Here is a 2,577-nt window from a genome sequence, read left to right as displayed (position 1 = left end):
TTCATTGTTTAAATTTATTTACAGGACCAAATAGAATGGTCCTTTTTTGGGAAGTTTCTGAAAGATTATATTTTCATTAACGATTTTTTTGAAAATATTATTGACTTAAAATCGGGGAATTAAGAGTAGATTAACAAGAAAATCAGCGATTTGTGAACTGGATTTTCTTTTTGTTAATTTTAATGAAAAGTACTAAAAGTAATAAAAAACACTCTGATTTATTAAATGATTGTTTGATTTTTCAATAAAACTATATAATTATTGTATTATTACGAATTCTATATTTGTTGTTTATAGTGATATAGTATCAAAAAAAAATTAAAAACATAGGCTTTCACTATGATATTAATCACGTTAACAAATTTTAATATTAGAAAGAAGGATTGTAGATTTGCAATAGAAAGTATTAAAATTTTTTGAAAATGAAAAAAATATTATTTGCAAGTGCTATTGCACTTTTCGGATTAGCTAATGCTCAAACAACCGAAAAATCTGGATTTGAAGGAAGAGTATTCCTAATGGGACAGGTAGGATATGAATCAACTGATAACAACAACAATAATGTAACAACTAATAACTTTAGTATTGTTCCAACTGTTGGTTATTTCGTTGCTCCTACTGTAGCGGTAGGTTTAGGAGTTGGTTATGTTAACGCGACTACTAAAAACGAAACTATCGATACTAAATACATTAATGATGCATTTAAAGTAGTGCCATTAGCTAGAAAATATTGGGGACTTGGAGATAAATTATATATCTTCGGTCAGTTAGCAGTTCCAATGGAATGGGGTACTGATAAAACTAAAGTAGCTGGAAGCGAAACTTCTAAAGCTAAGTATTCTTCTTACGGTGTACAAATTGCTCCAGGTTTAGATTATTTCTTAACAAACAACTGGTCAGTAGAAGCTACTATCGGAGCATTCGGTTACCAAAACACAAAATACAAAGGTGCTAAAAGTTTAGATAACTATAACTTTGGTGTAAACTTAAGCAACATCCAATTAGGTGTTAAATATATCTTCTAATTATTAAGAAAGATATACTACTTATAAAAAGCAGGACATATTCAATATGTCCTGCTTTTTTGTGATTTGATAAAAAATGTAATCAATAAAAAATCCATCTCAAATTAAGATGGATTTTTGTTTTTATTCTTTATTCTCTTTCTTATTTTCCAAACATTCCGCCCATTCCCGGCATATTAGGCATTTTACTCATCATCTGCATCATTTGTTTTCCTTGAGGTCCCTGCATCATCTTCATCATTTTACCCATTTGATCGAATTGCTTCATTAATTGATTAACATCTTCAATTTTTCTACCGGCGCCTTTTGCAATTCTTTGTTTTCTCTGCGTGTTAATAATAGAAGGTCTTCTTCTTTCTTCAGGGGTCATGGAATAAATGATAGCTTCAATATGCTTAAAGGCATCATCACTGATCTCTACATCCTTAATAGCTTTTCCTACACCCGGGATCATTCCCATTAAATCTTTCATATTACCCATCTTTTTGATTTGATTGATCTGTTTTAAGAAATCATCGAAACCAAATTCATTTTTGGCAATTTTTTTATGGAGCTTTTTAGCCTCCTCTTCATCAAATTGTTCCTGAGCTCTTTCTACTAAGGATACAACGTCTCCCATTCCTAAGATTCTGTCTGCCATCCTTTCCGGGTAGAAAAGGTCTAAGGCTTCCATCTTCTCTCCTGTAGAGATAAATTTAATAGGTTTTTCAACAACAGAGCGGATCGTTAATGCAGCTCCACCTCTTGTATCTCCATCTAATTTTGTAAGAACAACTCCGTCAAAATTTAAAGCATCATTGAATGCTTTTGCCGTATTCACAGCATCCTGACCGGTCATAGAGTCTACTACAAAAAGTGTTTCCTGAGGTTTTATAAAATAATGAACGGATTTGATCTCATTCATCATTTGTTCATCAATAGCCAAACGTCCGGCAGTATCGACGATTACAACATCGTAATTTTTTTCTTTTGCAAATTTAATAGCATTATCAGCAATAGTGGAAGGATTAGTCGCTCCTTCTTCAGTATAGACAGGAACATCAATCTGGCCTCCCAATACTTTCAGCTGGTCAATTGCCGCAGGACGATATACGTCACAAGCTACTAAAAGAGGTTTTTTATTCTTTTTAGTTTTTAAATAGTTCGCTAGTTTTCCTGAGAAAGTTGTTTTACCCGACCCCTGAAGCCCGGCAATAAGAATAATAGTGGGTTTTCCCGAAAGATTGATTCCTTCCTGAGATCCCCCCATAAGATCAACTAATTCATCATGAACAATTTTAGTCATCAATTGTCCCGGCGTTAAAGAAGTGAGAACATTTTCTCCTAGTGCTTTATCCTGAACTCTTTTAGTAAGATCTTTAGCTACTTTATAGTTAACATCGGCATCTACCAATGCTCTACGAATTTCTTTTACGGTCTCCGCAACATTGATTTCTGTGATTTTTCCACGTCCGGAAATATTATGAAGTGCTTTATCTAATTTATCCTGTAAACTATTAAACATATTAATTGTAAATTATAGTTTGCAAAAATAAGGATTTTTTAATAATTA

The 2,577-nt window shown here is 32.4% G+C and carries 2 protein-coding genes; one reads left to right on the top strand and one right to left on the bottom strand.

Annotated features, from left to right (window positions below; genetic code table 11):
- Positions 1-422: 422 nt before the first annotated feature.
- Complete coding sequence (locus Q0A18_RS15660) at positions 423-1,025, top strand: outer membrane beta-barrel protein (protein WP_292011100.1); 603 nt, start codon at positions 423-425, stop codon at positions 1,023-1,025.
- A 142-nt stretch (positions 1,026-1,167) separates the two neighbouring features.
- On the opposite strand, the gene ffh is transcribed toward Q0A18_RS15660, so the two are convergent.
- Entirely contained in the window at positions 1,168-2,529 is a 1,362-nt protein-coding gene (gene ffh / locus Q0A18_RS15655; RefSeq protein ID WP_292011099.1) for a signal recognition particle protein, read from the bottom strand.
- Between the last annotated feature and the right edge of the window lie 48 nt (positions 2,530-2,577).

The organism is Chryseobacterium sp. (assembly GCF_022712095.1).
Lineage (GTDB): Bacteria > Bacteroidota > Bacteroidia > Flavobacteriales > Weeksellaceae > Chryseobacterium.
This window is presented reverse-complemented; position numbering and strand designations above follow the sequence as displayed.

Coding starts and splice junctions, on each gene's coding strand:
- ffh (WP_292011099.1), bottom strand. CDS start 2,529: ATGTTTAATAGTTTACAGGATAAATTAGATAAAGCACTTCATAATATT.
- Q0A18_RS15660 (WP_292011100.1), top strand. CDS start 423: ATGAAAAAAATATTATTTGCAAGTGCTATTGCACTTTTCGGATTAGCT.